The organism is Salinicola sp. LHM (genome assembly GCF_034479735.1).
GTDB lineage: Bacteria > Pseudomonadota > Gammaproteobacteria > Pseudomonadales > Halomonadaceae > Salinicola > Salinicola salarius.
Genome location: NZ_CP140261.1, coordinates 2765173 through 2790766, shown reverse-complemented (window position 1 = coordinate 2790766; position 25594 = coordinate 2765173). Strand labels below are relative to the sequence as shown.

Below are 25594 nucleotides of genomic sequence, written 5' to 3'. Positions count from 1 at the left end.
AGCCTAGCAGTCCTGACGCAGGATGACAGTCGACGATCAACCCCAGTGCGCCAGGATGACGCCACCCAGAATCAGGCCGCCGGCCAGCAAGCGTTCGCGGCGCAACGGCTCCTTCAGCCAGACGATACCGATGGCAATGGCGAACAGCACGCTGGTTTCCCGCAGCGCCGCCACCAGCGCGATCGGCGCCTGGGTCATGGCCCAGATCGTGATGCCGTAGGCACCGATGGAGAGGGCGCCGCCGAGCAGGCCGACCCGCCAGTAGCGGGTCAGCTCGGGCAGGGCGCGGACGCCACGCATGGCGACCAGCGCCAGCAGCATGCCGAAGCCATCGAACAGAAACAGCCAGACCACGTAACCGATCGCATCGCCGTTGGCGCGGGCACCGCTGCCGTCGGCCAGCGTATAGCCGGCGATGAAGACGGAGGTCGTCAGCGCGTTGATCAGCGAGGCGCGCTCCAGCCGCGGCCCCTTGCCGCCGCGAAAAGCCATGCACAGAATGCCGAGCACCAGCACCGCGATACCCAGATAGCCGATCCATGACGGATGTTCGCTGAGCGCGAAGACGCTGATCAGCGTGACCAGCAGGGGCGCGCAACCGCGAGCGATCGGGTAGATCTGGCCGAGATCACCGACCCGATAGGCGCGGGCCAGGAACACGTTGTACCCGATATGCAAAAGCGTCGATACGGCCAGCCACGGCCAGGCGGCCGGCTGAGGCAGTGGCACGAAGGCCACGCCGGCGAGCGCGATCACGGCGCAGGCGGCCTGGATCAGCGAGATGCTCAGCAGTCGGTCCAGGCCGACCTTGACCAGAGCGTTCCAACTGGCATGCATCAGAGCACCGGCCAGCACGGCGAGGAAGACGGATGTCGTCAATGGAAGTCCTTGTTGCTACGTATATTGTTATTAGTCACTGCGGAGGTCGTCATGGCTACCGTGAACGTTGTCATTGGCTGCCACGCATTGGCTGCCACGAATGCCGTGATGGCGGCGACGACATGGTTGACACGAGAACGTCACATCCTGCCACAGGCATCGGGTGATCGTCGCCCCACACCACGGTAGGATGGCGTCTTTATCGAAGCCTCATCGACCCTCGATCCAAGAACCCGGGAGAGCGGATGTTCAGCGTCCTGCATGCCAATCACCTCGAAGACCTGCACGATCTGGCACTGGCGTTGATCAAGCGCCACCGGTTGCCGCCGCTGACCCCGGAAACCTTCCTGGTGCAGTCCAACGGCATGGCCCAGTGGCTGCGCCTCTCGCTGGCCGAGGCCGACGGCATCGCCGCCTCGGTGGATTTCCCGCTGCCGTCGAGCTTCGTCTGGCGTGCCTATCGTGCGGTGCTCGAACAGGCCGGAGAAGACGGCGAAAGCCGGCCGATTCCGCTGCATTCGCCGTTCGACAAGCGCCCGCTGGCATGGCGCATCCTGCGGCTGCTGGAAGGCGAGATCGCCAGCGACCCGGTCACCTTCGCGCCGCTCGCCCACTACCTGAGCGCCGGGCTGGAAAATGCCACGGCGGGCCGGTCGCACGACGACGAGAGCGTCGAATCGTCTGCGGCGATGGAGGAGAGCGCACAGCGCCGGGCCGTCGAACAGGCCGAGCGCAAGCGCTGGCAACTGGCAGTCCGCCTGGCGGATCTGTTCGATCAGTACCTCAACTACCGCCCCGACTGGCTGGCCGCCTGGGAAGCGGGGGAGGACGCCCCGGCCGATCTGCCCGCCGACCAGCGCTGGCAGCCGGCGTTATGGCGAGCGCTCATCGCCGATGCCGACCCGGCCGAGAGGGCGTTTCACCGCGCCAGCCTGCACGGGCGATTCCTGCGCGCCGCCAGACAGCTGGAGAGCTGCCCGCCAGGATTGCCGCCCCGGCTCTTCGTGTTCGGCATCTCGGCGCTGCCGTCCCAGACGCTGGAGGCGCTGCACGCGCTTTCCGGCGTCATCGACGTCTTCCTGATGATCGCCAATCCGTGTCGACATTACTGGGGCGATATCGTCTCCGACCGGGAAGCGATCAAGCGCGCCGGACGGCTTTCCGCCGAGGCGGTGGCGAGACAGCAGTCCCGCCATCCGGAAGCGCCGTGGCTCGAGACGCTGGACGAGGAAGCGCTGCACCTTCAGGCCAATCCGCTGTTGGCTGCCTGGGGCGCGCAAGGGCGGGATTTCATCGTCGGCCTCTACGAGTTCGAAAGCCAGGACGGCGGCTTCGACGTCGAGACCGATCTGTTCCGCGATCCGGCGACGGTCGATGAGGCGCATCCCGAACGGGCCCCGCTACTCAACCAGCTGCAGCAGGACATTCTCGATCTCAGACATCCCGGAGAACGGACCCGGGAAAGCGGCAAACGGCTGATCGCCCCGGACGACGCCTCGCTGTCACTCATCAGCGTGCACTCGCCACTGCGCGAGGTGGAGGTACTGCACGATCGGCTGCTGGCAGCGTTCGAGGAGGCCAGCAGCCAGGGTACGCCGCTGCGGCCCCGGGACATTCTGGTGATGGTGCCGGAGATCGACGTCTACGCGCCCTACATCGAGGCGGTCTTCGGTCAATTGCCGCCGAACGATCCCCGCCATATTCCGTTCACCATCGCCGATCAGGTCGCCAGTGAAGCGCATCCGATGATGGTGCTGATCCTGTCGCTGCTGGAGCTTCCCGAACGCCGGCTGGGCGTGAGCGAGCTGCTCGATGCGCTGGACGTTCCGGCGTTTCGGGCGCGCTTCGCCATCGAGGAAGCGGAGCTGCCACGCCTTCGCCAATGGCTGGCGGAGAGTGGCGTGCGCTGGGGGCTGTCCGGCGCCCACCGCCGATCGCTCGGCTTTCCCGCGCTGCATGAAAACAGCTGGGCGTTCGGGCTCGAGCGCATGCTGCTGGGGTACGCTACCGGCCCGCTGCCGCCGGGACGATCTACCGGCCCATTGCCGCCGGGACGATCTACCGGCCCGCTACCCGACAGCACCGCGTGGCAGTTCGACGAGATCGTGCCCTACGACGAGGTGGGCGGGCTGGAAGCGGATCTGGCCGGGCGGCTGGCCGAGCTGATACGCGTAATGGCTGCCCAGTGCGAGGCATTGAACAGCGCCGCCACGCCGGAGGACTGGCTGGCGCGCTTGCGGCAGCTGATCGACACGCTGTTCGCCCCCACCTCGCTGGACGAGCATGACGTGCTGGCGCGGGTGGATCAGGCGCTGGGCCGCTGGCAGCAGAGTTGCGAGCTGGCCGCCTTTACCCAGCCGATCGGCCTCGCCGTGGTGCGCGACGCGCTCAGGGCGGAGCTCGACGAGGGTGGCCTGGCCCAGCGTTTTCTGGCCGGCAAGGTCAACTTCGCCACGCTGATGCCGATGCGCGCCATTCCGTTCCGGCAGGTCTACCTGTTGGGGATGAACGACGGCGCCTATCCCCGCACGCGCCAACCGCAGGACTTCGACCTGATGGCGCAGCGTCCGCGTCCGGGGGATCGCTCCCGCCGCGACGACGACCGCTACCTGCTGCTCGAGGCGCTGCTCTCCGCCCGCGAACGGCTGACGTTCTCCTGGGTCGGCTTCGATCAGCGCGACAACACCCCACGACCGCCCTCGGTGCTGATCGGCGAGCTGCTCGACACGCTGGAGCAGGGTTGGCGGCCGGACCCGGGCGACGCTTCGATACAGGACGACGAAGCGGCGCTGGCGGCGAGACTGATCGAGGCGCATCCGTTGCAGCCGTTCTCGCGGCGCTATTTCCACGCCGACGATCCGCGTTACACCTTCGATACCAGCTGGGAGCCGCTGCATCTGCTGGCTGAGAATCCGGATACCGAGACGGCGCAGCCTGCGGCGCCGGATGCCGTGCCCGCGCCAGCGGAAGCGCTCGGGCTTGCCGATCTGCAGCGGCTGTTGCGCCGGCCTTGGAGCGTCTACCTTGGCCGCCTGGGCGTGCGCTTCCAGGATCCCGACGTGCCCGACGAGGACAGCGAGCCGTTCATTCTCGATGCCCTCGAGGATCACACGCTCAAGCGCGAGCTGCTGGATGCCGGCCGTCGCCACGAGCCGCTGGCGCAGGTCGCCGACCGGCTGCGTCTGGCGGGGCGGCTGCCGGCGGCGGGTTTCGGCCTGGCGACGATCGAGCCGCCGCTCAGGCGCCTGCAGACCCAACTGGAGAGCTGGCATCGCCGGGTCGACGGCGCCGAAGCGCTGACGCCGCCCATGCTGCGGTTCGCGATCGACGCGACGACCGACTGTCCCGCGCTGGCGCTGGAGGCCCGAGTCGACGGTCTTTATCTCGATAAAAGCGATGACCGCGACAAAAACGATGAGGGTGACAAAAACGATGAGGGTGACAAAAACGATGACGGCGGGAAGGCAGGCAGTCTTGGCCTGGTGACGCTGGAGACCAGCCACTTCGGCCATTTCAAGCCCGATGGTAAGGGCTCGGGAGACGGCCCGTGGAAGAAGCTCGGCAAGCCGCATCGACTCTACGCGGGCTACGTTCGTTGGCTGCTGGTCAACGCCAGCGGAGAGTCACCCTGCCGGTGGACGGCGATTTTCGAGGACCGCTGGCTGGAGTTCCCGACGCTGGAGAGGGCGCAAGCGCGGGCGAGTCTCGGCCACTGGCTTCGCACCTGGTGGCGCGCCTGGTGCGCGCCGCTGCCCGCCAGCGATGCGCTGGTCAAGACGCTGTGGAGCCTGGCCGATCGCGAGGCGCTCGGCGGGCTGGCGGCGGGAGAATCGCTCGATCCCGGCTGGCGCGACCGGCTGGCGGAAACGTACGACGAGGGCGGCTTCGGCATGCCGTCGCTGGTTCAGCGCGAAGGCGGTCTCGGCCAGCTGTGGCCGGATTTCGAGGCGTTCGAGGCGGCCGGCGGCGTTCGCGAGAGCGTGGCCCACTATCAACCGATACTGGAGGTCCTGTTGCGAGCGTCCCAGCAGACCCATTCCCATTTCCATTCCCAGGCGGTGGCAACGCCAGCGTCATCGAAGCCGTTATCGAAACCCTCGTCGACCCGGTCTCGAGGGGGAGCGAGCGAATGAGCGGTGTCACGAATGAAAACCGGGAAGAAACCGTCCCGCTCGAGCTCGTCGGCCTGCCGTTGATCGGCCATCATCTGATCGAGGCCAGCGCCGGCACCGGCAAGACCTTCACCCTGGCCGCGCTCTACGTGCGGTTGGTGCTGGGGCCGCTGCCCGGCCGCGAGACGGTGGATTTCCCCCGGCCGTTGACGCCGCCCGAGATCCTGGTCGTGACCTTCACCGAAGCCGCCACCGCCGAGCTGCGCGGGCGCATTCGGGCGCGTCTCAAGCAGGCCCGCGACTGGCTGCTGGCAAGCGCCGAGGATCGCCACGATCCGGTACTGGCCGAACTGCTGGAACCGCTGGCCACGGCGGGCGAGACGGCCTGCCGCAGCGGCGCCCGGCGGCTGGACCAGGCGGCGCGGCTGATGGACGAGGCGGCGATCTTCACCATTCACGGCTTCTGCCAGCGCATGCTGACCCGCCACGCCTTCGACGCCGGCGCACGCTTCTCCGCCGAGCTGCTGCAGGATGGTCAGGCGCTGCTGGCTCGGGCGGTGGAGGATTACTGGCGGTGCGAGTTCTATCCGCTCGACGAGCGCTGGCAGCGCCAGATCCGTTCGCAGTGGAGCGGGCCGGAAGCGCTGGCGGCCGCGTTGCGGCCATTGTTGAAGGATGGCGAACCCCAGCCGCTGTGGGTCGCCGGCGAGGCGGTAAAAGCGCCGGACTCCCTGACCGCGCTGTTCGCCGAGCTGGAAAGCGGGCTGCACGAACGGGAGTCCATCGAAGCGGCGCTGGCGGCGGCCTGGGATCGCGATGCCATCGGCGCCTTGATGGCCGAGGCATTCCACGATGGCGTGCTCAACAAGAGCCGGTTCAAGCCCGACGAGCTGGCCGATCGGCTGGCGGCGTTCGAAAGCTGGCTGGCCCGGGGCGAGTTCGAGGCCGCCGAGGAGATCACCGACAGCAGCGGGCGCTTCTGGCTGAGTCAGGAGAAGCTCGCGGGGGCGTTGCTGAAGAGCGCGGCCCAGAAAGGGCTGACAGCGCCAACGCACCCGTTCTTTGCCCATCTCGATCGCCTCGCCGCCCACGGCCGGCCCTTCGACGCGGTCGCCCGACAGGTGCTGGCCCACGCCCGCGACCGCATCGCGGTGAGCTTCGCTGCCGACAAGCGCCGCCAGGGGCTGTGGGAGTTCTCGGACCTGCTTAACGATCTCGATGCCGCCCTGGCACGGCCGGCCCCGTCATCGGACGGGCCAGCGGGCATAGTGGCTACAGAGAGCGAAACGAGAGCCGACGACAGCGCGGCGCTGCGGCTGGCGGCGCGCATCCGCCACGAGCTGCCGGTGGCGCTGATCGACGAATTTCAGGATACCGATCCGGTCCAGTATCGGATCTTCTCGAACATCTACCGTGCGCCGGAGAGCGATCCGGCCACGACAGCGCTTTTAATGATCGGCGACCCCAAGCAGGCGATCTACGCCTTTCGCGGGGCCGATATCCATACCTACCTGCGCGCGCGCCGGGCGACGCCGAGTCGCTTCACGCTGATGCGCAATTTCCGCTCGACCCAGGCCATGGTCGAGGCCACCAATGCGCTGTTCCGGGGTCATCCGCAACCCTTCGGCAGCGACGAGATTCCGTTCGTCGCCGTCGAGTCGAACCCCAAGTCGACGCGGCTGGTCGACCGGGGCGGCCAGCCGGTAGCGGCGCTGGGCGTCTGGTGGCCGGATACCGAGCGCCATTCCCGCGGTGAATACCAGAACGTGATGGCGGCGGCGACGCGGGCGGAGGTGCAGCGGCTGCTGGAAGGCGCATGGCGGTTCGAGGGGGCGAAGGGCGAGCGCCCGGTGCAGCCCGCCGACATTGCCATTCTGGTCCGCCATGGCGGCGAGGCGCTCAAGGTTCGCGCGGCGCTCGCCGAAGGCGGTATCCGCAGCGTCTACCTGAGCGAGCGCTCGAGCGTGTTCGATACGCCCCAGGCGTTCGAGCTGCTGCAGCTGTTCGAAGCCGTGGCCCAGCCGCGTCAGGACGCCAGGCTCAAGGCGGCGCTGGCGACCAAGCTCCTCAACGACTCGCCGCAGGCGCTGGAGCCGCTGCTGGCCGACGAACTGGCGTGGGAGCGCGAGGTCGAGCGCTTCAGCGACTACCACCGCCAGTGGCAGCGGCGCGGCGTGCTGCCCATGCTACGCACCGTCATGCGGGACTTCCGTATCGCCGAGCGGCTTGCCCAGCGTACCGACGGCGAGCGGGCGCTGACCGATCTGCTGCATCTCGGCGAACTGGCGCAGAACGCCCAGCAGCGGCTCGACGGTGAGCAGGCGCTGCTGCGCTGGTGGCATCGCGCGTTGCAGGAAGGCGTCGAGACGCTGGACAGCCAGGCGCTCAGCCAGCGTCTGGAGAGTGACGAGGATCTGGTCCGGGTGATCACGGTGCACAAGTCCAAGGGACTCGAATATCCCATCGTGCTGCTGCCGTTCATCTGCTCGCACCGCCCGGCGGAGCCGGACCGCCAGACCGGGCTGCTGGCGTTGAAGTCGCCGGAGGGCGAAGGCAGCGTGATGGTGGCGTCGCCGGACGACGCCCAGCAGCGCGAGGCCGATCTGGCCCGTCTCGACGAGGATGTAAGGCTGCTCTATGTCGCCCTGACCCGCGCCGCCTACGCCTGCCGATTGGGCGTGGCGCATGTCGGCCGCGGTCGTGGCAAGAGCGGCTGCCTGCACGAGACGGCGCTGGGGCGGCTGCTGGGCAGCGACAAGGAAGACGACGGCGCGGCGCTGCTGGGACGGTTGAAAGAAGGCCAGCAAGCCGGGTGGCTGGCGATCGAGCCCCCGCCCGAGGCGCCGGTTCACCGGCTGCGAATCGATGCGTTCGCACCGCAGACCAAGCCGGCACGCGTCTTTCGGGGGCAGATCGATGACGACTGGTGGATCGCCTCCTATACCTCGCTGATTGCCGACGCGCGCCGGGCCCTGGGCGATACCGACCGGGGAGAGGAGGCGTGGCACCGCGATACGGCCGGCGAAGGCGGCGGAGAGGATGCGGCGGCAGCCAGCGAGGATCTGCCGGCGACGCTGGACATCGAGGTCAGCCGCGAGCGCGATCCGGTACCGCGGCCCAGCATCCGTTCGCTGCTCGACTTCCCGCGAGGCCCGCGGCCGGGCACCTTCCTGCACGGCTTGCTGGAAAGGCTCGATTTCGATCGCCTGGAAGACCCTGCCTATGCCGTGGCGTTGCGCCGCGATATCGAACGGCGCCTGGCGATGAGCGGCTTCGACGCCGATTGGGCGTCGCTGCTGCACGCCTGGCTGATCGAACGGCTGCGACTGCCGCTGATGCATGTCGATGGCCACCCGGTGCGTCTCGACCGGCTCGAGGCGTGGCGCACCGAGCTGGAATTCTGGCTGCCGGCCTCGGACGCGTGGAGCGAACCGCTGGACCGGCTCGTCACCCGGCTCGAACCGCTGCCCGGGCTGCGGCCCCGGCTGGCGCCGCGCAAGCTCAACGGCATGCTCAAGGGGTATATCGACCTGACCTTCGAAGCGGGCGGGCGCTGGTACGTGCTCGACTGGAAGTCCAACCATCTGGGCGACGATCCGGCGGATTATCAGGGCGAGCGGCTGGCCGCGGCGATGGTGGATCACCGTTACGACCTGCAGTACGTGCTCTACGTGCTGGCGCTGCATCGCCTGCTCAAGTCGCGGCTGGAGGATTATGACTACGACCGGCATGTGGGCGGTGCCTGTTACGTCTTTCTTCGGGGGCTTTCTGAGGTCGCGCCCGGAGACGCGCCAGCGCCTTCCACCACGCTCGCCGCGGCGACGGCGAACGGCGTGTTCCATCGCCGCCCCGACCGGGCGCTGATCGAGGCGCTGGATGCCTGGCTCGAAGGGGACACTAAGCCGGCGAGAGCCTTGTTGCGTCAGTCCAGGGAGACTCATTCATGAACCGCCGACCCCTGTCGCAGAAACCCGACCGACAGCCGGATCCGCGTTCCCGCGAGGCGGATCAGTTCACCCTGGCGCTCGATGTCGACGAGCCGGCGCTGACGCGAGAGGCGCTGTTCGAGGCGCTGGCGCTATGGGTGGAGCTCGGCTGGCTGCGCCAGCTCGACCGCCACTTCGCGATCTTTCTCGCCGAGCGCGATCCGGGCGACGATCCGTTGCTGTGGCTGGCGGCCGCGCTCGCCAGCCACCAGGTGGGGCGCGGTCACGTCTGCCTGTCGCTATCCCGCGTGCTGGAGGCGCCGCGTTCCGCGCTGTCGTTGCCGCCGCTGGAGGAGGGGAACGACGCCGCGCAGGCCGTGGTGCTGCCGGAATCCCTGCTCGAGGGCGTCACGCCACAGCGGTGGGCGGCGGTGCTGGCGGCGTCCTCCATCGTCGCGCTGGCCGGGGAGGCCTCGGGGCTCGCCACGCCGCTGGTGCTCGATGGCGAACGACTCTATCTGCGCCGCTACTGGCAGGCCGAGAGCGGCGTCGCGGCGCACCTGCGTCAGCGCCTGGGCCAGCCGCTGGCCGTCGCCGACGAACTGGCGGAGCAGCTGGCGGCACTGTTCGCCGGCAACCAGCGCGAGGGAGACGACCCTGACTGGCAGCGCGTGGCGTGCGCACTGGCGCTGCGCCAGCGGTTGACGATCATCTCCGGCGGCCCCGGCACCGGCAAGACCACTACCGTGACGCGACTGCTGGCGCTGCTGCAGCAGCAGTCGCTGGCGCGGGACGGCGAGGCGCTGCGTATCCGGCTGGCGGCACCCACCGGCAAGGCGGCAGCCCGCTTGTCCGAGTCGATCGCCGGGGCGGTGGGTCGCCTGGAGGTCCCGGCGACCGTGCGCGACGCGATTCCGCAGGAGGCGCAGACGCTTCACCGGCTGCTGGGGGCGCGTCCGGACACGCGCCATTTTCGCCATCACGCCGAGGCGCCGTTGAGCCTGGATCTGCTGGTGGTGGACGAGGCCTCGATGGTCGACCTGGAGATGATGGCGGCGCTGCTCGAGGCGATGCCGGCGGACGCCCGACTGATTCTGCTCGGTGACAAGGACCAGCTGGCCTCGGTGGAGGCGGGCTCGGTCCTGGGGGATCTGTGCGCGGGAGCCGGCGTCGGTGACGGCGTGGGATATTCCGAGCCCCTGCGTGACTATCTGCAGGCGGTGGCCGGCGAGCCGCTGCCCGCCGCCACCCAGACCAATCCGCTGGCGGACCATGTCGCCATGCTGCGCAAGAGCTTTCGATTCCGGGCGGACAGCGGCATCGGGGCGCTCGCCAGAGCCGCCAATGCCGGCGATGGCCGCGGCTTCGTCCAGGCGCTGAAAGGCGGCTTCGAGGACCTGGCGACGCTGGATATCGACGCCACGGCGTTCGAGCGGGCGATAGTGGCGGGTTACCGGGAACTGTTCGAGGCGCTGCGGGCCGGGGCTTCGCCGTCAGCGATCCTCGCGCTGCAGAGCCGCTTTCAGGTGCTGTGCGCGCTGCGACGCGGGCCGTGGGGCGTCGAGGGATTGAACGAGCGGATTGCGCGGGCACTGTGGCAGCAGGGCTGGATCTCGCGCACCGACGGCTGGTTCGCCGGACGGCCGGTGATGGTGACGCACAACGACCCGCAGCTCGGGCTCTACAATGGCGATCTGGGGCTGACGCTGCCCGACGAGGGAGGGCGGCTGCGGGTCTGCTTCCCGCAGGGCGACGGCGTGCGTCAGGTGCTGCCGTCGCGGCTCGATGCGGCGGCGACTGCCTTCGCCATGACCGTCCACAAGTCCCAGGGTTCGGAATTCGAGCATGTGCTGTTCGCGCTGCCGGCGCGGGCCAACCCCATCGTCACGCGGGAGTTGATCTACACCGGTATCACCCGAGCGCGCTCACGGCTGACGTTGGCTCTGGCCCAGCCTCAGTCCCGCGGCGGCAGCGACGAGCGGATGCTGCGCGACGCCGTGGCGCGACGGGTGGTCAGGGACAGTGCCATCGCGGAGCGGTTGCTGAAGACCTCGGCGGCATCCACCGCAACCGACTCGTCAGGGAGGGAAGCATGAGTCTTCATCAGTGGCAGGAGCTGACCAGCACCGAGCTTGCCGGGCTGGTCGACGAGACGACGGTGGCGGTGTTGCCGCTGGCGGCGATCGAGCAGCACGGCGCACATCTGCCGCTTTCGACCGATCTGGATATCGGGCTGGGGCTGCTCGACGTGGCAGCGGGGCAGCTCGAGTCGACCCGGGGCGTGATCGCGCTGCCACCGCTGGCGCTGGGCTCGAGTCTGGAACATGCCGATTTTGCGGGAACGCTGAGCCTGATGCCGGAGACGGCGATGACCGTGATCGAGGCGCTGGGCGAGGCGGTGCATCGCGCCGGCATCCGGCGCCTGGTGCTGTTCAACAGCCACGGCGGCAACAAGGCGGTCATCGATCTGGCGGCACTCAAGCTGCGTGCCGCCCATGGCATGCTGGTGGTCAAGGCCAACTACTTTCGCTTCGCGCCCCCGGAGCAGGCGCTTCCCGCCGAGGAGCTGCGCCATGGCTTGCATGGCGGCGCGCTGGAAACGTCGATGATGCTGCACCTCGCGCCGCACAAGGTTCGTGTCGATCATCTGGCGGATGCCGTATCGCAGGGCCGGCTTCAAGAACAAGCCGGCTCCACGCTAGGCCCTGAAGGCGATGCCGGCTACGCCTGGATGGCCCAGGATCTGCACCCGAGCGGCGTCACCGGCAATGCGACGCTGGCCGATGCCGATACCGGGCGACGACTGGTCGAGCATTTCGGTGCCCGCCTGGCGCGGGTGGTCGAGGAAGCGGGGCGCTTCGATTTGACCACACTGCGCAATCGGAATCCGGGCGACGCCTGAAGATCGGCGTCGTCCGGACGTCGGTCTTCGTCCGACGTAGGTCTTCGTCCGAGGCGCCTGTCAGCGGGCCATGGGGCGCTTGAGCGGCGTCACCGGCCCGCTTTCGCCCTCGTTGAGCACCTCTTCCAGCCAGTGGCCGGCGCGCTTGGCCTTGGCGTCCAGGTAGCGCCGGTTCTGCTTGGTCAGCTTGCCGTAGACGCCGCGGCGGTTGACGACCTCGACGCCGCCCTGGTCCATGGCGGCGATCTTCTCCGGATTGTTGGTCAACAGCTCGATGCGGGTGATGTCGAGCTGTTCCAGCATCTCCAGCGCGACGCCGTAGGTGCGCTCGTCTTCGCCGAATCCGAGTACCTGGTCGGCGTCCACCGTATCCAGGCCGCCGTCCTGCAATGTGTAGGCGCGCAGCTTGTTGGCCAGGCCGATGCCGCGTCCTTCCTGGGCGAGATAGAGCAGCACGCCGCCGCCGCGTTCGTCGATGGTGCGCACGCTCTCGCGGAGCTGTTCGCCGCAGTCACAGCGCAGGCTGCCGAAGAGATCGCCGGTCAGACAGGCGGAGTGCAGCCGCACCGGCACGGCATCGTTCCACGCATCGGGATCGCCGATGACGATGGCAATGTGCTCGCGCATGCCGTCGGCCTCCCGGAACATCACGAATCTGGCGCGTTCGGCGTGGGATAGCGGGATTTCCGCGTCGCTGGTGCGTTTGAGGAAATGCGATCGCGTCTCCGAATAGACAGCAATCTGCTCGGCGGCGACGGCTAGCACGGTGCCTTCGGCGACGAGGGCTTCTACCTGGGCGCGCTTGCCATCGCTGACGCTGGCGACGATCGCGGCGGGTATGAGCAGGCCGATGCGCATCAGGTCCAGCGCCGCCACGCTGCCGTCGTTGGCGTTCAGCGGCTGGCTTCCCGGCGAGAAGCGCTGCTCCTCGGCGCTGGCCCAGGCAATGATCTCTTCTGCCCGGTCGGCGGGACCGATCGGCACTAGCCCGACCCTGGGCTCGAAGTCGATGCCCAACCGCGAGAGCCGATGCCGGGTTAGCGCCAGCGCGGGCTGATTGCCGCTGAAGGCGTGCAGTGCTGCCAGGGCTTCGTCGTCGCAGCCCTCGAGCGGGTGAACCATCACGTCGCCATGGCTGGCGCGTACGAGAACCGGAAGGCCGCGTCGCAGATCGAAAATCGCGCGTTCTACCTGTCGCATGCTCGTCTCCTTATCCTGTCATCCATGATCCGCCTCTGCATGATCGAGAGCCGTGATCGTCATCCGTGATCAAAGGTGCGTGTCGTTGGCGGTCATGATGTTCATCATCGAACCGCCTCCGCCCGAGGGGCGATATTTGCTACGCTGTGGTGCCGTCTGGCCAAGGAATGACCATGACTTTTTCCTCTCGTACTCCTTCTTCTCGTACTGCTTCTGCTCGTATACCTCCTGTACATACTCCGCAGGCCTGGAATTGGATTCGTCGTGCGGCGGATCTGAACCGTGACGGTATCTTCGAGGGAGCTGTCGTCGATGGGCGCTACCGGCTCGATATCGATGCCCGGGGCGATTGGCGCTGTAGCCACGAGGTCGACGAGGAGGCGGCGCAGTTGCTGTCGATCTGGCTGCCGTGGTGCATGGCGGACATCACCCGGGGCCCGCGCGTCATCGCGCAGATCGGGCAGAGCCTGGACGGTCGAATCGCGACGGCGAGCGGGGCTTCCCACTATGTCACCGGCACGCAGAGTCTGGTTCATCTTCACCGGCTGCGGGCGCTGGTGGATGCCGTGGTCGTGGGTGCCGGTACGGTCGATGCCGACGACCCGCAACTGACCGTGCGCCATGTCGAGGGCGACAGCCCGCTGCGCGTGGTGCTCGATCCGCGAGGCCGGGTGCCGGCGGATCGCGGTGTGTTTCGGCAGCCGGCGGCGCCGACCTGGCATCTCGTCGGCGAGGGTGTTGCCGGTCACGGTGGCGCCGATCATGTCAGCGTCAAGCCGGTGACGCCGGGGCCGGCGGGGATCGATCCCGCGCAGGTCATCTCGCTGCTGGCCGAGCACGGCCATCGCCGGATTCTGATCGAGGGCGGCGGGCTGACGATCTCGCGCTTTCTCGAAGCTGACTGCCTCGATCGAATGCACAGCGTGGTCGCGCCCATGCTGATCGGCTCCGGCCGTCCGGCGCTGACGCTGCCGGAAATCGAGACGCTGGACGGGGCGCTGCGGCCGGCTTGCCGGCACTTCTGCCTGGGCCAGGACATGTTGTTCGATCTGGATCTGCGCGATCGCGGCGTGACGTGATCGAGGTTTCATCCGGGGTGCCCTCCCGGAGCGGACTCGCCCCGCGTGGGCGTTCGAACCGGCCGCGTGGCCTGCCGGTTCGGCCGGCGACCCCACAGCAGCACCGCCAGGCCTGGCAGGCTGGCGGCGAGAATCAGCAGGCCGTAGGTCACCGACAGTGCCACGCCTTCCTGTGCCGGCAGGCCGGCCAATGGCCAGATCACGGCGGCGGCGCCTTCCCGCAACCCCCAGCCGGCGACGGTCAGCGGAATCGCCATCGCCATCAGCAGCGGCGGGATCAACGGCAGCCATTCCGACACCGATCGTGACAGCCCCAGCGCCTGGGCGGCGCAGAGGAACACGGCCATGTAGGTGGCGACGATCAGCAGCGAGCCGGCCAACTGGGCCGGCCAGACGGAGAGCGCCAGCAGCGCCCGCCTGGCGTCCCGGCCGAAGCTTGCCAGCGGCGGCCAGGGCCGATGTCGCAGGCGTTGGATGATGGCGGCGGATGCGAGCAGGATCGCCAGTAGCAGCCACAGCGCCATGTTGCCGTGCACTTCCCACCATCCGCCGATGCCGCCGCGCAGCGCCGGCGAGAGCAGAATGGCGGCGACCGCGACCAGCAGCAGCGCGAGCTGTCCGGAGGCGCGCTCGATGATGACGGCACGGATCGCTGCCCCGGATGGCGAGCTGGCGCGGGCATTCGGTCGTTCACGGGTGCTGCCGTGCCGCCAGGCGCGCGCCGCGTCTCCCATCACCCCGCCCGGCAAGACCTGATTGAGAAAAGTCGCCAGATAGTATTCGCGGATGGCGGTCGGCCACGGCAGCGCGATCCCGATCTGGTGAGCCGTCATGCGCCAGCGCCAGGCCGACAGCACGACCTGGGGAACGCCGATCAGCACGGCCAGCAGAACCCAGCCCGGCGACAGGTCGGCGAGCCGCGACAGCAACTGGTCGGTATCCAGTTGCCAGGCGAGCATCCCCAGCAGCGCCAGCGTCGCGGCCAGGCGCAGCGCAGGCGACAGCCAGCGGTTCACGCTGGCGCTCCCGGGGCGGCGTCCGCGATGGGCGCGGCGAAGAGGTCCCGATGCCCGACGGTCACCGTCAGTTGCTCGCGCATCAACCCTTCCAGCCGTTGGGCATGCCAGCGGTCGACGCGGCTGTGCTGCTGCGGCAGTTGTTCGTGGAGGGCGGTGCGCCAGCCGGCCAGCAGGGCCTCGGCGAGCGCCAGCGATTCCGGCCCGAGACGCCAGGGCGTCGTGGCCTCGCGGATGTGGTAGCCACGGCGATGAAAGCTCTCGCGGAGATGGCGCGGCGCCTGGGTGCCCATGGCGGGACCGCCGCCCTTGTTGCGCTGCTGATGGGCCGCGAGTGCGGCCAGCATGAAACGGTCGTCGTCACTGTAAAGCGGCGTACCGCTGGAATCGTGAAAGCGTATCTGACCATCGACGCTGAGCGCGAACAGCACGGCGCAATCGTTGGCCCGGCAGGCATCGGACAGAGCTTCGATATCGGCGGCTGTCAGCAGATCGAACAGCGCTGAGGCGGTGACCAGGTCCGCCCCCTGCAGGCCGTGCTTCCAGGCATCGGCGAGGCTCAGATTGCGGGTCTCCAGGTGAATCGGCTGGCCGTCGGCGCTGACCAGCGGCTCGCAGCGCAGTCGGGCCTGGGTCAGCAGTTCGGCGTCGTGATCGATCAGACGCCAGTGCTGGGCACCGTGAAGCCGTGGCGCCAGATAGCGCGGGTTCGAACCGCTGCCGCATCCCAGATCGACCAGCGTCCGTTGCGTCTCGAGCGGTCGGGTCGGCGTGGCGCGCTGCGTCAGCCAGCGGTCGGCGGCGTGGGCGAGCTGGGCATCGCGCGCCAGATGGTCGGCGGGCTCCCGCAGTGTCAGCCACTGGTCGCTGAACAAGGCATCGCTGAACAGAGCGTCGGCGGCGGGCGTGGACGGCTTCGACATCAGGACGTCGCCTCCGCGGCCCTGGTGCGTTTCAACGCCTGACCGAAGGCCTCGGCGGCGCGGTTCCAGTCGCCGAGCGTGTCGCGAATCTTCCGCGCACCTGCCTGATAGCGCCGATAGGTTTGCGGCTCTTCGAGCATGCGTTTCAGCGCGTCGCGAAGTGCGGTCACGTCCCCCGGCGGCACCTTGATACCGGCTGCGTCCGGCAGCGTGTGGGCGAGGGCGCCGCCCGTAGTGGTAACGACGGGAAGACCATGGGCGAGGGCTTCGGTAATCACCATGCCGTAGCCTTCATAGTGCGACGGCAGCACGAACAGGTCTGCCTGCCGATAATGCTCGCTCAGACGATCGGTGGGTTGAGAACCCAGCAGCCGGATACGCTCGTTCAACTGGTGTGCGTCGATGGCCTCGCGCACCTCCTCGACGTAGGCGTCGGCTCGATCGAGAGCGCCGATCAGGTCGCACTGCCACGACAGCGATGTGAGGCCCGACAGCGCCTCGACCAGCAGATCCTGGCCCTTGCGCGGGGTGATCGTGGCAATGCAGAGCAGGCGAGGCGTTCCGCTGCCGTCGCCGCTCGCCAGTTGACCGAGCTCGACGCCGGGTTCGATGACGGCGATCTTCTCCGCCGGCACGGCGAAGTCGGCCAGCCGGCGGGCGGTGTAGACACTGGTGACGATCACGTGGCCGACGGCGGCCAGAGCGCGGGTTTCGCTGATGCGAAAACGTTGCTGCTCAGGCGCCCCCAGGCCGGTTTCGTCGGCGAGCGGGTGATGGACCAGTGCCGTGATCGCCAGACGCGAGGCGTGACGCTCGACGATCGCCGGCAGGCCGCCCATGGCGAGCCCGTCGATCACGGCCTGACTGCCGTCGGGCAGGGCGGTCAAGGCGCTGTCCAGGGCGTGGGAGGCGACGGCATCCGGCTCCGGGAAGCGCCCGTCGAGCCCGACGATGTCGATCTCCCAGCCGCTGGCGCGCAGTGCCTCGACGATTCTGGCGTCATAGACGTAGCCGCCGGTCAACTGGCCGGGGTCGCCGGCAACGATAAGCGTGAAGTCGCTCATAGGCCCCCTTCGTAACTTGCCCAGGCGATGTGGGATTCATGGAGCGTGACGGTCATGGCGGTGAGGTGGCGGCCGCCGTCGCCCAGAGCGCCTTCTCGAATGGCGTGGGACAGGCGGTCGAAAACGACCCGGGCCATGAATTCGGTGGTGGTATTGCGGCCCTTGAACTCCTCGACCTCGTCGAGGTTGTTCAGCGTGAACTCGCCGAGAACGCGCTTCAGGGTCTCGCTGGCGAGGCCGATGTCGACCACGAGATCGTCATGATCCAGCTCGGGGCGCTTGAAGGTGACATCGACCACGTACGTCGCGCCGTGCAGCTTCTGTGCCGGGCCGAAGGTTTCGCTGTGGAAGCTGTGAGCGATCATCATGTGATCGCGGACGGTCAGGCTGAACATTCCTTTCGCTCCTTGAGGCATGAGTCCTTTGATGCGTGTGCCCTTGGATGTCAATGCCAAGGCGGTTACGCGGCTTCAGCCGTAGCGGATTCGCTGACAGAGCGTATCGTCATCCGACTGGCTCAACCGTTTCAATGTCTCGGGCAGATCCCGGAAGTGGCTTTCGCCGCTGATCAGCACGTCCAGGCAGTCGTGGTTGAGCAGCGACAGCGCGAGCGAGAGCCGCCGCTTGTGATCCCAGCGCGGGCGATGCCCCGGGGAGACGCTGCCGACCTGGCTCGACCGCAGCGTCAGGCGGCGCGCGTGAAACGCCTCGCCGAGCGGCAGGTTCACTTCGCGACTGCCGTACCAGCTCATTTCGAGCACGGTCGCCTCGAACCCGGCCAGCGAAAGGGCGGTCTGCAGGCCGCCATCCGAGGCGCTGGCGTGGATGACCAGGTCCTGCTCGGCAACGGCGGTTTCCGGGGTATGAAAGTCGACGCTCAGCGCCTCTCCCAGGAAGCGCTTGCGCTCGTCGATATCGATCAACTGGACGTGGGCACCGGGCAGGCGCGCGCAGAGCCAGGCCACCAGGGCACCGACCACGCCAGCGCCGACGACGCTGATTCGGTCGCCGATTCCCGGGGCGGCATCCCACAGGGCGTTGAGCGCCGTCTCCATGTTGGCGCCGAGGATCGCGCGTTGCGGAGGCACGTCCGGCGGCAGCGGAACGACATCGTCGGCTCCGACGCGGTAGTGGGTCTGGTGTGGATGCAGGCAATAGACGTACCGGCCGTGCCAGTCGTGGGCTCCCTGCTCGACGACGCCGACGTTGGAGTAGCCGTATTTGACCGGCCCCGGAAACTCGCCGCTCTGGAACGGCGCGCGCATTCGCTGGTATTCGCTGACCGGCACCTGGCCCTTGAAGACCAGGGTTTCGCTGCCACGGCTGATGGCCGAGTAGCAGGTTCTTATCATCAGATCGCCGCTGACACTCAGCTCGGCCTGGCGAATTTCGCCGGTGCCGTCGCCGAGCGACCAGAAAGCATGGGCGTAAGGCGTCGTCATTGAGATATCCGCTCCTTGATACAGATCTGGATGTCCGGCTTGCTGTCGCTCTGAATGGCAGTATGGCAGAGTATGACGATTTAGTATTTTACAATCCTTGTACAATAAAAGGGCGGCAAGCAAGAGTCATCGAACCCGGGTTGGATATTCGCTTTCTATCGAGGGCTTGGCGGAATGATGCTGGGCGGGATAGGGTGCCGTCCGCTTCTGGTAATGAAGCGGCCAGGAAGTCGCTTCTCGCAAATCGATCAAAGTGCATCCAGACTTGTACGAGGTGCGTAACGATGCCTGACCACCAACGCCTTGGACGCAATGAGGCGGCGTGGGAGAGGGCGATCATGGCAACCAGGGAGAGACCGACGATGCGACATTCATCGGCACGCATGCGGGTAGCACCGCCTTCACGGCGATTTCGGTCCGTGCGGGGCTGGGTGGAGTTGGCGGCCGGTCTGGCCCTGGTGGCGTTGCTGGTCGAGTGGGTGCAGTGGGCGTTTTCCGCCCCGTCGGGCCTGCGGTTCACCGCCGGTGGCGTTTATTTGGCGATCGCGACGGCCGTGCTGTGGGTCTGGCCCGCCGCCCGTCATGGCCTGGGTTGGGCCAATCGCATCACGTTGCTGCGCGCCGCGTTGATCGCGGTCATCGCTGGCGTGGTGGTCTATCCGGATTTCATCCAGCGCCACGCCGAAGGTATCGCTTCGCTCTGTTTGCTGGCGCTGTCGCTCGACGGTATCGATGGCTGGGTGGCGCGCCGCACCGGTTCGTCGAGCGCTTTCGGTGCCCGTTTCGACATGGAGCTGGATGCCTTCTTCATCGTCGTGCTGTGTACGGCGCTGATCGCGCTGGAGAAGGTCGGCCCGTGGGTGCTGGTCATCGGCCTGGCTCGCTACGCGTTCGTGATCGCCGGAATGTACTCGCCCTGGCTCAATCGGGCGCTGCCCGAGAGCTACTTTCGCAAGACGATCTGCGTATGGCAGGTGGCGACGTTGATGGTCTGTCTGCTGCCTTTCGTCGAGCCGGTGTGGGTCACCGATTTTGCGCTTCTGGCGGCGGCGCTGCTGCTGCTCTCCTTCGGCCGCGACATCATCTGGCTCTGGCGGCACCGCCCGGTCGACGATGCCGAATTCTGACGCTGCGTCGTTGTCGATGTCTCGCGCAGCCGTGATCCGCTTTCGAAGCGAGGAGAGGGGGAGGCGCCGCGCCTATCGAGCGGGAAGTCGGGCAGTAACATGACTCGCCTTGATCGCGCGATGGCTTTACGATCATAAGATCTTCAATTACCAAGGGTTGTCATGGCGCAGGAAGCTTTCACGCTTGCGGGCGAACGAATCGAGCCCGGCACGCGTCGCCAGATCGATGTACCGGTCGCCAAGCTCTATACGCACGCTCCGATGCATATTCCGGTCGAAGTGGTTCACGGGCGCCAGCCCGGGCCGGTGCTGCTGGTTTGCAGTGCGATTCATGGCGACGAGCTCAATGGTGTCGAGATTGTCCGCCGACTGTTGAAGTTGCCGAACCTGTCGAGACTGCGGGGAACATTGATCGCCGTTCCGGTCGTCAACGTCTTCGGCTTCGTGCAGCAGTCGCGCTACCTGCCGGATCGGCGCGATCTCAACCGCTGCTTTCCGGGAAGCGAGAACGGGTCGTTGGGTTCACGAATCGCGGCGCTGCTGCGCGAGGAGATGGTCGATCGGGCCACGCATATCATCGACCTGCATACCGGGGCCATTCACCGTACCAACCTGCCGCAGATCCGATCCCAACTGCGCCAGAATCGGGAAACCCAGGCCATGGCCGAGGCGTTCGGGGTGCCGGTGATCCTGAATGCCGAGCTGCGCGAGGGGAGTCTGCGCGAATATGCCCAGAATCGCGGCGTGCCGGTGCTGACCTACGAGGCCGGCGAGGCGCTGCGATTCGATGAGTGGGCGATAGCGCCCGGCGTCAGAGGGATTCGGCGTGTCATGCGGCTGATCGGCATGCTGCCGGTGGACAGCCGGCGACGGGCGCCGCCGGCGGCCGAGATCGCCAACGGTTCCAGCTGGGCACGGGCGCCGATCGATGGCATTTTCCGACCGCGCGTGAGGCTGGGCGCGCGGGTCGCCAAGCAGCAGGTGCTGGGGGTGGTCGCTGATCCGTTCGGCAACGATGAAGCGCCGATCGTCGCGAGTGCCGATGGTATCGTCATCGGGATGAGCAACCTGCCGCTGGTCAACGAAGGCGAGGCGCTGCTTCACGTTGCCCGCTACCAGGAAATCGACGACGTCGAGAACGCGGTGGAGGACTTCCAGTCGCGCTACGAGACGACCGGCTTCTAGGTTTGATATTCAACAGTCGGCGAGCAGTTACCGGTCACCGGTCTTTGGCCCATTGCTTACGGCCCGTTGCTTACGGGCCGTTCTCCTGCGGCAGTCAGGCCGTCTGTGCCAGCCGGCTTTCGTCCACCAGGCCAACGGCATCGTCGTAGATGCTGATGCCGGCGCCTTCCCGATGGGCATGCTCCGATAGATGACGACGGAAGCGTCTTCCGCCCGCGCAGCCCTGGAACAGTCCCAGTAGATGTCGGGTCACGTGGTTGAGCCTGGCGCCCTCGGCGAGTCGCTCGATCACGTAGGGGCGGAAGGCGCGCGCCACGTCGTGGCGGCTGGATGCCGGCGGTGTCTGGCCATAGAGCTGGCTATCGACCTCGGCCAGCAGCCAGGGATTCTGATACGCCTCGCGACCGACCATCACGCTATCCACGCCGGCGTCCAGGTGCGCCCGGCACGCCTCCAGCGTCTTGATACCGCCGTTGATGCCAATATGCAGCTCGGGGTGGGCGGCCTTGAGACGATAGATCCTTTCGTAGTTCAGCGGCGGCACGTCCCGGTTCTCCTTGGGAGAGAGCCCCTGCAGCCAGGCCTTGCGGGCATGCACGATGAAGGTATCGCAGCCGGCGGCTGCCACCCGCTCGATGAAGCGCTCGAGATCGGCATCTTCGTCCTGGTTGTCGATGCCGATACGACACTTCACCGTGACCGGGATCGATACCGCGCCACGCATCGCCGCCACGGCATCGGCAACCTTGTCGGGATAACCCATCAGGCAGGCGCCGATCAGGTTGTTCTGGACCCGATCGCTGGGGCAGCCCACGTTCAGGTTGACCTCGTCGTAGCCCCACGCCTCGGCGATGGCCGCGCATTCGGCCAATTCCCCGGGATCGCTGCCCCCCAATTGCAGCGCCAGCGGATGTTCGACGGCGCTGTAACCCAGAAAACGCTCTCGCGGCGAGCCGTGCAGGATCGCGCCCGTGGTCACCATTTCCGTATACAGCAGCGCACGCCGCGTGAGACATCGCGCCAGCGCGCGGTAATCGCGGGTCGTCCATTCCATCATCGGGGCCACGGAAAAGGTGCGGTCGAGCTGTGGCGCTGTGGTATTGGTTTGAAGGTCGGTCATGGCATCGAGATCGAGTTGGCAGGGTGTCTTGGCAGCGGGATCCGAATAGCGGGATGACTGATTCGGCGGGCCACAGGGCGCGAGAGTGTCGCATATTTTCGAGCAGGTCGCATGACTCGAGACGAATGCAAGGGGCGGGCTAAAGTCGCCTGGTTGTCTGCCGATAGAGTATTCGTCCAACGGCCTGATGCGCGCATGAGCGCCAGTAGCCGGGTATGTGTTCGGCGTCTTTGGCCGAATTCGCCTATCACTTTGTGTCGCTTCCCTGCGACTGCTTCGACCCGGCGCACATGGCAACCATCCTTGTGTGCGATCGGGTCGCTTTTTCTCGCCGATTCCGCATCGAACATTTCACTGATTGACTTCAAAAGCCGATTTTTTACCGCGGCTTCTCGTCATGCCGGACCGCGATATTGCTTGGAGAACGTGTCATTCCGGAAAGACGGAAGAGAATTATCATACAGCCGGTATTCGGCCTGAGAAGACGATCGATTCGGGAACGGAAATGCCAATTGATCAGGAAAATGGTGCCCGGAGTCGGACTTGAACCGACACGACCTAACGGTCGAGGGATTTTAAGTCCCTTGCGTCTACCAATTTCGCCATCCGGGCCAACGACATCCGGTCAAACTATCCGGTAACCTTTTGAAAGGCAAGGTGCCGGTGACCAAGGAAGCGACCAAATCACGCAGATTCGATGCTGAGAAGAAGTGGAGGCTGGAGTCGGAATCGAACCGGCGTACACGGAGTTGCAGTCCGCTGCATAACCACTCTGCCATCCAGCCTTTCATCGATTTACCAAGGACTGCCGCTCGAACTGGTCTGGCCAGTAAAACCTGCGTCAATTCAGTAGGATCGAAAATCGTGTTGGAGCGGGAAAGGAGATCGATGGGGCGGCCATCCGTCGGGCGGCGTTCCAACTTTTTATCTCGCTAACCATTTCCATCACACTGTGTTTTGGAGCGGGAAAGGAGATTCGAACTCCCGACCCTCGCCTTGGCAAGGCGATGCTCTACCACTGAGCTATTCCCGCTGAACACGCCGTCGCATTATAAGGATAACTTCGTAAGTGTCAAACGCTTATGGCGATTTTTAGTCACAGCGAGCGAGTCAATTCCGGCCAGGCCGCCTTGAGGTACTGGATCATCGACCACAGTGTCAGGCCGGCCGCGGCGTAGAGCAGAACGATGGCGAGATGGGCGATCGGAGAACCGGGAGGAAAGCCCAGCAGCAGCAGCAGGGAGATCATCTGCAGCGTCGTCTTGGACTTGCCGATCCAGGAGACAGCGACGCGCTTGCGCTGGCCTATCTCCGCCATCCATTCGCGCAGCGCGGAGATCACGATCTCGCGACCGATGATGACCAGGGCGGGAAGCGTCAGCCAGATCGCCTCGTAGCGCTCTATCAATAGTGCCAGGGCAACGGCGACCATGACCTTGTCCGCCACGGGATCGAGAAAGGCGCCGAAGGGGGTGCTCTGATTCCAGCGTCTGGCCAGGTAGCCATCCAGCCAATCGGTGATCGCGGCCAGCCCGAAAAGCGCTGCGGTCAGCGGAAGACTCCAGGCATAGGGGAGATAGAACAGCACCACCATGAGCGGAATGAACACGATTCTTGCCAGAGTGAGCATGTTGGGTATGTTCATCGTGCCGCTAGCGTCCTTACTGGGGGTTGGGAATCGGGCATTTTACGCCTGCTGCTTGCGCTCATCCATGGAGCGCCTGGTGAATGGTAGCCGCCATCTGTTCATTGATCCCGGGAACGCGCGAAAGATCGTCTCTGGTTGCCTTGCGCACGCCCTGCAGACCGCCGAAGAAGCGTAACAGTTCTCGACGGCGTTTCGGCCCGATACCGGGAATATCCTGCAGCGAAGACGTTCGACGCTGCTTGTCGCGGCGCTGACGGTGGCCGGTGATCGCGAAGCGGTGGGCTTCGTCGCGTATATGCTGGATCAGATGCAGTGCCGGCGAGCTAGTGTCGAGATTCAGCGTGCGGTCCACGGTTTCGATGAACAGCGTTTCCAGGCCGGCCTTGCGTGTCGTGCCCTTGGCGACGCCGATCAGCGCAACGCCGACGACTTCCAGCTCGACCAGCACTTCCCGGGCCATGTTCAACTGGCCTTTGCCGCCGTCGACGATCAGGATATCAGGCAGTTTGCCTTCGCCTTTCTGCAGTCGTTTGAAACGGCGGGTCAGGGCCTGTCGCATGGCCGCGTAATCGTCACCGGCGGCCACGCCCTCGATATTGAAACGCCGATAGTCGGACTTGGCCGGGCCGTTCTGGTCGAACACGACGCAGGAGGCCACTGTCGCCTCGCCATGACTGTGGCTGATATCGAAACACTCCAGCCGTGCGGGCGCTGTCGGCATGTCCAGGGCTTCTCGCAGAGATTCGAAGCGCTTGCCCAACTGGCTGCGGTTGGCGAGCTGGGTGGCCAGATGCTGCTCGGCGTTGGTGATCGCCAGCCGACGCCACTGGGCACGATGGCCACGGACTTGCGAGGTCACCCGGACCCGGCGGCCGGCGTGCTCGCTCAGCGCCGACTGGAGGAGTTCGCTGTCCATCAGCGGATGCGAGGCGATGATCTCGAGCGGGATCTCCTTGGACTGGCCGAGGTAGAACTGGCTGACGAACTCGCTGAGCAGTTCGTTGGCGCCAAGATCCAGGCCGTTGTCGGGCTGATAGTGCCGCGCCCCCAGCATGCGTCCCTGACGAATGGCCAGCACGCTGATGCACAGCCCGCCCGGTTGCTCCGCCAGGGCAAAGACATCGGCATCGCCATCGGTATTGTCGACGTACTGCTTCTCCTGCAGCCGTCGCAGCTGCTGTATCTGATCCCGTAGCCGGGCGGCTTCCTCGAAATCGAGAGAATCGCTCGCGCGCTCCATGCTGGCGGTCAACTGCTGCGTGACCTGCTCGCTGCGCCCTTCGAGACACATCACGGCGTGCTCGACATCCTGGCGGTAGTCGGCTTCGCTGATGTTGTCGACGCAGGGCGCGCTGCAGCGCTTGATCTGATACTGCAGGCAGGGGCGCTGACGATGGGCGAACACGCTGTCTTCGCAGTTGCGGATACGAAAGATCTTCTGCATCAGCGAAAGGCTCTCGCGTACCGCGGTGGAGCTGGGATAGGGGCCCAGGTAACGGCCGTCGCGTCGCTTCTGCCGAACGCGCTTGAACTCGAGCGCGGGGTAGGGGTGCCGATCGGTGACGAAGACGTAGGGATACGACTTGTCGTCTCGAAGCAGAATGTTGTAAGGAGGGCGCAACTCCTTGATCAGGGTCTGCTCAAGCAGCAGCGCCTCGGTTTCGCTCCGGGTAATCGTGACCTGGATGTCCTGGATCCGCGCGACCAGCGCCTGGGTCTTGGCATTCAACGCGCCACGGAAGTAGCTGGCCAGTCGTGGCTTGAGTCGCTTGGCCTTGCCGACATAGAGCACGTTGGCCTGCTCGTCGAGCATGCGGTACACGCCCGGAGACTCCGAGACCGACTTCAGGAAGTGCTTGGCGTCGAAGCGCGATGGGGTATCGATCGAGGATTCACTCATCCTCGCAGTATATCAAAAACCCGGGCGGGCACTGCGAGGATCGAACATTTCCACCGGGCTCATCGCGCATG

17 protein-coding genes and 3 tRNA genes are annotated in these 25594 nt (G+C 66.4%); 7 read left to right on the top strand and 13 right to left on the bottom strand.

Annotated elements, in window-relative coordinates:
• Nucleotides 1-36 precede the first annotated feature (36 nt).
• A complete protein-coding gene (locus tag R5R73_RS12740) occupies nt 37-879 on the bottom strand; it encodes an EamA family transporter (RefSeq protein WP_071231322.1) in 843 nt (280 codons plus the stop codon).
• 245 nt (nt 880-1124) lie between these two features.
• Between R5R73_RS12740 and recC the strand changes: the two genes are divergently transcribed.
• From recC to R5R73_RS12720, 4 genes are read left to right on the top strand one after another with little or no spacing between them, the layout of a single operon-like run.
• Complete coding sequence (recC, locus tag R5R73_RS12735; RefSeq protein ID WP_322527719.1) at nt 1125-5012, top strand: exodeoxyribonuclease V subunit gamma; 3888 nt, start codon at nt 1125-1127, stop codon at nt 5010-5012.
• A complete protein-coding gene (gene recB, locus R5R73_RS12730) occupies nt 5009-8938 on the top strand; it encodes an exodeoxyribonuclease V subunit beta (RefSeq protein WP_322527718.1) in 3930 nt (1309 codons plus the stop codon). The genes recC and recB overlap by 4 nt, the downstream gene beginning before the upstream one ends.
• Complete coding sequence (gene recD / locus R5R73_RS12725; RefSeq protein WP_322527717.1) at nt 8935-11013, top strand: exodeoxyribonuclease V subunit alpha; 2079 nt, start codon at nt 8935-8937, stop codon at nt 11011-11013. Before recB ends, recD begins: the two co-directional genes overlap by 4 nt.
• Nucleotides 11010-11819 carry a creatininase family protein gene (locus R5R73_RS12720; protein ID WP_322527716.1) on the top strand — a complete coding sequence of 270 codons (810 nt, stop codon included), beginning with the start codon at nt 11010-11012 and terminating at the stop codon, nt 11817-11819. Before recD ends, R5R73_RS12720 begins: the two co-directional genes overlap by 4 nt.
• 60 nt (nt 11820-11879) lie before the next feature.
• Here R5R73_RS12720 and ribA read toward each other — a convergent pair whose 3' ends face one another.
• Nucleotides 11880-13019, bottom strand: coding sequence for a GTP cyclohydrolase II RibA (gene ribA, locus R5R73_RS12715; protein WP_110635627.1), 1140 nt, complete (start codon nt 13017-13019; stop codon nt 11880-11882).
• A gap of 173 nt (nt 13020-13192) precedes the next feature.
• Between ribA and R5R73_RS12710 the strand changes: the two genes are divergently transcribed.
• A complete protein-coding gene (locus tag R5R73_RS12710) occupies nt 13193-14098 on the top strand; it encodes a RibD family protein (protein ID WP_244179938.1) in 906 nt (301 codons plus the stop codon).
• An 8-nt stretch (nt 14099-14106) separates the two neighbouring features.
• Here R5R73_RS12710 and R5R73_RS12705 read toward each other — a convergent pair whose 3' ends face one another.
• The 5 genes from R5R73_RS12705 to R5R73_RS12685 form a co-directional block, all read right to left on the bottom strand.
• Nucleotides 14107-15114 carry a lysylphosphatidylglycerol synthase transmembrane domain-containing protein gene (locus tag R5R73_RS12705; RefSeq protein WP_322527715.1) on the bottom strand — a complete coding sequence of 336 codons (1008 nt, stop codon included), beginning with the start codon at nt 15112-15114 and terminating at the stop codon, nt 14107-14109.
• Nucleotides 15111-16037 (bottom strand): class I SAM-dependent methyltransferase, encoded by a 927-nt coding sequence (locus R5R73_RS12700; RefSeq protein ID WP_110635621.1) that lies wholly within the window; start codon nt 16035-16037, stop codon nt 15111-15113. Before R5R73_RS12700 ends, R5R73_RS12705 begins: the two co-directional genes overlap by 4 nt.
• Entirely contained in the window at nt 16037-17101 is a 1065-nt protein-coding gene (locus tag R5R73_RS12695; RefSeq protein ID WP_110635618.1) for a glycosyltransferase family 4 protein, read from the bottom strand. Before R5R73_RS12695 ends, R5R73_RS12700 begins: the two co-directional genes overlap by 1 nt.
• Nucleotides 17098-17496 (bottom strand): 6-pyruvoyl trahydropterin synthase family protein, encoded by a 399-nt coding sequence (locus R5R73_RS12690; protein ID WP_071231314.1) that lies wholly within the window; start codon nt 17494-17496, stop codon nt 17098-17100. Before R5R73_RS12690 ends, R5R73_RS12695 begins: the two co-directional genes overlap by 4 nt.
• Before the next feature lie 75 nt (nt 17497-17571).
• Nucleotides 17572-18543 (bottom strand): zinc-binding alcohol dehydrogenase, encoded by a 972-nt coding sequence (locus R5R73_RS12685; protein WP_322527714.1) that lies wholly within the window; start codon nt 18541-18543, stop codon nt 17572-17574.
• 362 nt (nt 18544-18905) lie between these two features.
• Here R5R73_RS12685 and R5R73_RS12680 point away from each other — a divergent pair, with 362 nt between their 5' ends.
• Entirely contained in the window at nt 18906-19670 is a 765-nt protein-coding gene (locus tag R5R73_RS12680) for a CDP-alcohol phosphatidyltransferase family protein (protein ID WP_322527713.1), read from the top strand.
• Between the two features lie 162 nt (nt 19671-19832).
• Entirely contained in the window at nt 19833-20855 is a 1023-nt protein-coding gene (locus R5R73_RS12675) for a succinylglutamate desuccinylase/aspartoacylase family protein (protein ID WP_071231312.1), read from the top strand.
• A gap of 94 nt (nt 20856-20949) precedes the next feature.
• Here the strand turns inward: R5R73_RS12675 and dusA are convergent, their stop codons facing one another.
• From dusA to uvrC, 6 genes are all read right to left on the bottom strand, one after another.
• Entirely contained in the window at nt 20950-21975 is a 1026-nt protein-coding gene (gene dusA, locus R5R73_RS12670; protein WP_322527712.1) for a tRNA dihydrouridine(20/20a) synthase DusA, read from the bottom strand.
• 525 nt (nt 21976-22500) lie between these two features.
• Nucleotides 22501-22587: transfer RNA gene (locus tag R5R73_RS12665), tRNA-Leu, on the bottom strand.
• A gap of 99 nt (nt 22588-22686) precedes the next feature.
• Nucleotides 22687-22760: transfer RNA gene (locus R5R73_RS12660), tRNA-Cys, on the bottom strand.
• Between the two features lie 173 nt (nt 22761-22933).
• Nucleotides 22934-23008: transfer RNA gene (locus tag R5R73_RS12655), tRNA-Gly, on the bottom strand.
• Nucleotides 23009-23071: 63 nt separating this feature from the next.
• Nucleotides 23072-23620, bottom strand: coding sequence for a CDP-diacylglycerol--glycerol-3-phosphate 3-phosphatidyltransferase (gene pgsA / locus R5R73_RS12650; RefSeq protein ID WP_071231310.1), 549 nt, complete (start codon nt 23618-23620; stop codon nt 23072-23074).
• 61 nt (nt 23621-23681) lie between these two features.
• Entirely contained in the window at nt 23682-25523 is a 1842-nt protein-coding gene (gene uvrC, locus R5R73_RS12645; protein WP_322527711.1) for an excinuclease ABC subunit UvrC, read from the bottom strand.
• Between the last annotated feature and the right edge of the window lie 71 nt (nt 25524-25594).